A 6,139-nucleotide genomic window follows, 5' to 3' on the forward strand; every position below is an offset into this window, starting at 1 on the left:
GCGAAACAGGTCAAAAAAGGATTTAAAGGTTACCCTCAAATCACATTATCTTACTTCGGTGAAAGGTCTGACTTTGCAAATGAAGTGGTTGTTCAGTTTCTTCTTGGCGAGGAATCAGAGGTTCAAGAAGAGCGTTTTTCAAGTGAAACTGATGTTAGAGAAAATGAGGTAATTCAATCTGCCTTGGTTAAAATTATCGAACGAGCCAATGCGAATTCAGTTATTGAAATTGAGGGTGTATCAATTCGTTAGTCACGTATTTACCTGACTTTAACTGATTGATACGAAATAAAAAATCTAACAAACAATTTAAGAGTGACTCCTAACGCTTGCCGATTTCACTCCGGTTTGAAATTTGTGTTTACGGTGCAATGGTTTAGCTTGGGTTTTATAGCGTTATCGCACCTTAATTGGGCGTTATATTGCATAAGATTCAAAGGGTTAAATTATCCGTTTATCTTTGTTCTTCGTTCAAGCTACACACCTGTTCGTTTCGTGAAAGTTGCCATCAAAATGACCATCGCACGTAGAAAGTGCGTCGGCAAATTAGCTGCAACGTCACGCAAGTCTCCTCGTTAGTAAGTTTTGTTGGCTCAAGTTCATTTTGCGCGGCTTCTTTTTCGTGGGGACTTCATTGAAGATAGTGGTTTCAGCGCACTTTGTCGTCAGGTTTCTCGCACGAATTCTTTGTCATTCAGGCTAATCGAATGATTCTAATTTCAGCTCATTTTGCTTCTTAGCCAAGTGCGTTATGTTGCCTATGGTTGAGTTTCGAACTATCCATTTTACTTCTGAGTTCAAAGCCAGTAGATTTGTAATTAATTCAGCATTTTGGCGCTAAACTTAGCTCTGTCGTGCGGGCAATATAACAAACAATTTAAGAGTGACTCCCAACACGTGGCAATTTCACTCCGATTTGAATTTTGTGTTTACGGTGCAATGGTTTAGTTTGGGTGTTATAGCGTTGTCGCACCTTAATTGGGCGTTAGTTGAACAAGGAGAGTTCAGTGGATATTTTCGGAATATTAATAAGTGCATTAGTTCAGGTTTGGTACATCATCCCTTTGTTGATTGTCGTTTCGATATTCAAGAGTCGGTGGTTTAAAGGTGTATTTGGCGAGTTTTTGGTAAACAAACTACTATCTCAGTTGCCTGATTCCGATTACACATTGGTGAGGAATGTAACTCTACCTACAGACGACGGCACAACACAAATCGACCATATTGTTGTCTCAAGGTTTGGTATTTTCGTTGTGGAAACCAAAAACATGAAAGGTTGGATCTTTGGATCTAAAAACCAAAAGCAATGGACTCAGAAAATCTATCGTCACTCATCAAAATTTCAAAACCCACTTCACCAAAATTACAAACATGTTAAGACTCTTGAATCCTTACTGGCTGTAGGCAGTGAAAAACTACACTCAGTAGTTGTTTTCATCGGTGACAGTACTTTTAAAACTGATATGCCTGAAAACGTGACTTATGCGCGTGGTTGCTTGGAATACATCAAAAAGTTTGAACAACCAGTGTTCTCTGAATCAGAATATAGTCAATTTGTGTACTCGATAAACGAAGTTAAGCTCAAAAAAGGCATTGTTACGGATATTAAGCATCGTCAACATGTGAAAGAAATCGTAGAAGCAAAAGAAGCTATAAAGCAGTGCTCACGTTGTGGCTCAGAAATGGTTGTTCGTGAAACTAAGCGTGGTGAAAATAAAGGTAAACAGTTTTGGGGGTGTTCGGCATTTCCCAAATGTAGGTCGGTCGAACAGTTCAACTAACAAAGCGTTTAAGACGGATTCCCAACGCTCGGCATTTTTGGTTTGCTTCGGGTTAAGTGTTTACGGCACAATACTTTAAGGGCAGTAGTCTGCGTTGCTCACCACTTAACGCGGCGTTATATTGCATAAGATTCAAAGGGTTAAATTATCCGTTTATCTTTGTTCTTCGTTCGAGCTACACACCTGTTCGTCTCGTGAAAGTTGCCATCAAAATAACCATCGCACGTAGAAAGTGTATCGGTTAATTAGCTGCAACGTCACGCAAGTCTCCTCGTTAGTAAGTTTTGCTGGCTCAAGTTCATTTTGCGCGGCTTCTTTTTCGTGGGAACTTCATTGAAAGTTGTGGCTTCAGCGCACTTTGTCGTCAGGTTTCTCGCTTGAATTCTTTGTCATTCTGGCGAATCGAATGACTCCAATTTCAGCTCATTTCGCTTCTTTGCCAAGTGCGTTTTGTTGTCTATGGTTGAGTTTCGAACTATCCGTTTTACTTCTGAGTTCAAAGCCAGTAGATTTGTAACCAATTCAGCACCTTGGCGCTAAACTTGGCTCTGTCGTGCGGGCAATATAACAAACAATTTAAGAGTGACTCCTAACGCTTGTCGATTTCACTCTGATTTGAATTTTGTGTTTACGGTGCAGCGGTTTAGTTTGGGTGTTATAGCGTTGTCGCACCTTAATTGGGCGTTATGTGCTATGTTGCACTTTTCTGTGTATGTCGTACTATAACTAGTATTTTTAGAAATTAAATGTGCAATATGAAAGTGTTTGAATGGTCATTTCCTGCTTGTGATGAACAAGTCGATGTATTAGAGAAGTTAGTTGAAAACGTTGAAAATAGTATATTCGCAGCGACCCCTGTAATTGACGAAAATGGTAGTGTCAGTGAGATTCTAGTTAAGAGCTATGAAGATGAAGCTACAGTCTTGAAAAAGTTATTGTTAGAGGGCGTCTTTCTCAAGTGAGGGGCGCGTTAAACAAAAATTATCCATATGGCTTTAGGAGTAGTTGATGTCTGCATGGGAAAATCTAAGTGAACAAACACAAGATGTCTATAGACAACTGGGTACACGAAACGAAAAAGAAATAGACAAAATCAAATCTAGCCATATCCGTAAAGCTATACGTGAATCAATGTTTGTTGGTTACGACGATAGTTCACCGTATGAATGGTTAAAGTTTGAGTATGATCGTCGAAACAAACGGTTAGTAGCTATCGTTGGAATAGGATCGATTGTAGCAACTATTATCGGCTTACTGGTTGGTTTCATTGGATAAATAATTTAAATCATTCGTAGCTGTCGAGTTCGCACATAACAAACAATTTAAGAGTGATTCAGCACGCTTGGCATTTTTAGTTCGAGTCAAATTCAGTGATTAGGGTGGTCAATTTAAGTGTCGTGGTAGCGTGCTTCACACCTTAATTGGGCGTTATGAAATTATTTGTAATATAGAGGGTTGATTTTGGTTAGGAAAAATACAAAAGATACAGCAAAAGACTGTTTCATTATTATGCCGATTGCTGATGCCGAGGGATATCCCAAAGGGCACTTCGGTCATGTATATGAGAATATAATAAAGCCATCATGTGAAATGGCGGGTTACAATGCAGTTAGAGCTGATGAAGTTAAAGAAACTAATCTGATCCATTTAGATATCCTTAAAAAACTAATTGAAGCCCCTATTGCAATCTGTGATTTATCAAATCGAAACCCCAATGTTTTATTTGAGTTAGGCATTAGGCAGGCATTCGACAAGCCAGTAGTTCTAATCCAAGAAGAAGGTACTCCTAAAATATTCGATATCGCCCCATTGAGATATTTAGAATATTCCAATGAAATGAAGTATCACGATGTTCTTTCTATGCAGAACAAGCTTAAAGAAGCAATAGAAGCTACAGCAAGCGCAGAGAGCGATGCGTCAAATGTTAATTCGATAGTTAAATTACTAGCACTAAGCAACTCTGCACAAATACCAGATTTAGAAAATGGTAAAGACAGTTTAGCGCTGGAAGTTATGCATGCTGAAATGAGAAATATTCGTCAAATGCTTGAAGTTACAAGCCTAAATGGACGGAATATGTCGAAAAAGAGCTCTATCGCTGCAATCGAATTTGAGCGAATTTCTAATTCATTGGATAAATTAATTGCATCGAAAAGAATCCCCGTTGAAGAGCGGATGGATCGACTAAGTATGCTTGTGAGAGATACAGACGAACTTATGCATACTTGTAAGTCTGAAGAAGAACATATGCACTTTAGGCGTTTGTTTGAGCGTCTACATCGAGCTGATCGTGAGATAATTGCATAACAAACGCTTTAAGACGGATTCGCAACGCGTGGCATTTTTACTATGCGTTGCTTTCGGTGTTTAAGGTGTCATGCGGTAGCTTAGGTATTGCGTTGCTCACCACTTAAGCGGGCGTTATGTTTCAGGAGGAAATGTGGAGTATCGAAAACTAGATGCAAGTGACTGGGAACAGTACAAAGAGTTGAGATTATTAAGCCTAGTGCAGTCTGCAGAAGCTTTTGAGAACAGCTTTGAGGATGAATCTACGTTAAGGGACGAGCAGTGGATTTCTCGAGTAACTGCTACTCAAAGTGCCTTTATTATTGGTGCATTTGACGGTGATGTATTAATTGGAGTTGCAGGTTTTTCTCAAGCACTCAAAGAAAAAATTAAGCATAAATCTTACCTATGGGGTATTTTTGTAAAACAAGAACATCGCGGTAAATATATTGCAAATGACCTGTTAAGTAAGCTTGTTCAGATTGCCTTTCAAAATACTGAAATCTCACAAATTCAACTTACAGTAGCTTCCGAAAATGAGGTGGCTATCTCGTTGTATGAAAAGTTAGGTTTTCGCAAATATGGCACTGAGGTTGACGCACTTAGAATCAACGGGAAGTCATATGACGAAATATTAATGACATACGTTACAACTGAAACATAACAAAGCGTTTAAGACAGATTCACAACGCTCGGCATTCTCGGTTCAAATCGAATTTTGGTGTTTACGGTGCAAGGGTTTAGGTTTAGTGGTAGCGTTGCTCACTACTTAACGCGGCGTTATATTGCATAAGATTCAAAGGGTTAAATTATCCGTTTATCTTTGTTCTGCGCTCAAGCTACACACCTGTTTCTTTCGTGAAAATTGCCATCAAAATGACCATCGCACGTAGAATGTTTATCGGTTAATTAGGTGCAACGTCACGCAAGTCTCCTCGTTAGTAAGTTTTGCTGGCTCAAGTTCATTTTGCGCGGTTTCTCTTTCGTGGGGRCTTCATTGRRAGTTGTGRCTTCAGCGCACTTTGTCGTCAGGTTYCTCGCTCGACTTCTTTGTCATTCTGGTTAATCGAATAACTCCAATTTCAATTTATTTCGCTTCTTAGCCAAGTGCGTTTTGTTGTCTATGATTGAGTTTCGAACTATCCGTTTTACTTCTGAGTCCAAAGCCAGTAGATTTGTAACYAATTCAGCACCTTGGCGCTAAACTTGGCTCCGTCGTGCGGGCAATATAACAAACAATTTAAGAGTGACTCCCAACGCGTGGCGAGTTTACTCCGGTTTGAAATTTGTGTTTACGGTGCAATGGTTTAGTTTGGTGTTATAGCGTTGTCGCACCTTAATTGGGCGTTAGGTATAAGGAATACAAATGAAAAAAGTTGTCACATCAGTAATGTTAAGTCTTTGTTCAGCTAACAGTTTCGCTGATAGGTATGGGGTCTATGATGATCCTGAATATCATAGTGGTGGCGGAAGCGGTATCTTTAGTGTTCTGGGTGCAATTGCTTCCTCCATTTTAGCATTTTGGTTTCTTTCATCATCTTACAAAGAATGGAAACATCGGAAGCTTAATGGTGAAAAAATCGAACGATCGGATTTTGTTGCGGATATTGTGGCTCCATGTTTTGGATATATATTAGCAGCATTTTTTCTAAGTTTTCCGTTAGTGATGTTATCTAAATTCATTGGTATAGCGGGCTCTTTAATGGATACATGGTTAACTATTGGGGCTCTTTGCTTTGGCGTCGTGGCTTTTCTTAGGCAAACGTGAAAATACCTAACAAGAGACTATGGCGTCAATAGTTAATTTTTGACGCTATTTTTATCCCACATCACACCGTCTCTCAGCATTGAATTTAAAATCACAACCATCTTCCTCATACAAGCAACTATCGCTACTTTTTTTGGTTTTCCTGCCGCAAGTAATCGTTCATAAGTTACCTTGAAAACTGGGTTACACTGAATAGCTGACATCATCGCCATATACATAACTGTCCTAACTTGAGCTCGCCCTCCTTGTATCATCCGTTTGCCTTTGAAGCGGCCGCTCTCTCTTGTTATTGGTGCGACACCAA

8 protein-coding genes are annotated in these 6,139 nt (G+C 39.4%); 7 read left to right on the forward strand and 1 reads right to left on the reverse strand.

The window, feature by feature from the left end; translation table 11 throughout:
- From L4C39_RS19780 to L4C39_RS19810, 7 genes are all read left to right on the forward strand, one after another.
- Positions 1 to 252, forward strand: a 252-nt coding sequence (locus L4C39_RS19780) for a hypothetical protein (protein WP_429747678.1), incomplete at its 5' end; no start/stop codon positions are given.
- Positions 253 to 1,007: 755 nt separating this feature from the next.
- Positions 1,008 to 1,781: an NERD domain-containing protein gene (locus tag L4C39_RS19785; protein ID WP_261889207.1), complete on the forward strand. Its 774-nt coding sequence runs from the start codon at positions 1,008 to 1,010 to the stop codon at positions 1,779 to 1,781.
- A gap of 746 nt (positions 1,782 to 2,527) precedes the next feature.
- Positions 2,528 to 2,743, forward strand: a complete 216-nt coding sequence (locus L4C39_RS19790; RefSeq protein ID WP_429747680.1) for a hypothetical protein — start codon at positions 2,528 to 2,530, stop codon at positions 2,741 to 2,743.
- A 46-nt stretch (positions 2,744 to 2,789) separates the two neighbouring features.
- The gene (locus L4C39_RS19795; RefSeq protein ID WP_429747682.1) at positions 2,790 to 3,056 is read left to right on the forward strand and encodes a hypothetical protein; all 267 of its coding nucleotides are present in this window, start codon (positions 2,790 to 2,792) and stop codon (positions 3,054 to 3,056) included.
- A 186-nt stretch (positions 3,057 to 3,242) separates the two neighbouring features.
- Positions 3,243 to 4,088, forward strand: a complete 846-nt coding sequence (locus L4C39_RS19800) for a hypothetical protein (protein WP_429747684.1) — start codon at positions 3,243 to 3,245, stop codon at positions 4,086 to 4,088.
- 133 nt (positions 4,089 to 4,221) lie between these two features.
- Entirely contained in the window at positions 4,222 to 4,731 is a 510-nt protein-coding gene (locus tag L4C39_RS19805) for a GNAT family N-acetyltransferase (RefSeq protein WP_429747686.1), read from the forward strand.
- Between the two features lie 702 nt (positions 4,732 to 5,433).
- Entirely contained in the window at positions 5,434 to 5,835 is a 402-nt protein-coding gene (locus L4C39_RS19810) for a putative four-helix membrane protein (RefSeq protein ID WP_429747688.1), read from the forward strand.
- A gap of 32 nt (positions 5,836 to 5,867) precedes the next feature.
- Here L4C39_RS19810 and L4C39_RS19815 read toward each other — a convergent pair.
- On the reverse strand, positions 5,868 to 6,139 hold a 272-nt coding region (locus L4C39_RS19815; protein ID WP_429747690.1), incomplete at its 5' end, for a transposase.

The organism is Vibrio clamense (genome assembly GCF_050337905.1).
Classification (GTDB): Bacteria; Pseudomonadota; Gammaproteobacteria; order Enterobacterales; family Vibrionaceae; genus Vibrio; species Vibrio cortegadensis.